We start from the raw sequence: 271 nt of genomic DNA on the forward strand, positions 1-271 counted from the left end.
ATGAGAACGTTAAGAAATCTGTATGAAAATAGGAAATTGACGATGTGTGCTTGCACACAAGGAGATTTATCTTTTTCACTAAGATTTTAGTTCGAATACAATTAAGCTTCACGTAATAGAATAGTACACCACTAATAATGAAACAACCAGTTTATTAGTCGGGGCCTTAGCTCAGCTGGGAGAGCGCCTGCTTTGCACGCAGGAGTCAGCGGTTCGATCCCGCTAGGCTCCATTATCTAGGATACAAAGAGATGTTCGGCTAGCCGAAATT

Annotated in this window: 1 tRNA gene; it reads left to right on the forward strand. The window is 41.3% G+C overall.

Annotation, left to right across the window (positions count from 1 at the left end):
- Positions 1-160 precede the first annotated feature (160 nt).
- Positions 161-232, forward strand: a tRNA-Ala gene (locus AT575_RS10305).
- Positions 233-271 lie beyond the last annotated feature (39 nt).

This window comes from Streptococcus penaeicida, assembly GCF_002887775.1.
GTDB classification, from domain to species: domain Bacteria; phylum Bacillota; class Bacilli; order Lactobacillales; family Streptococcaceae; genus Streptococcus; species Streptococcus penaeicida.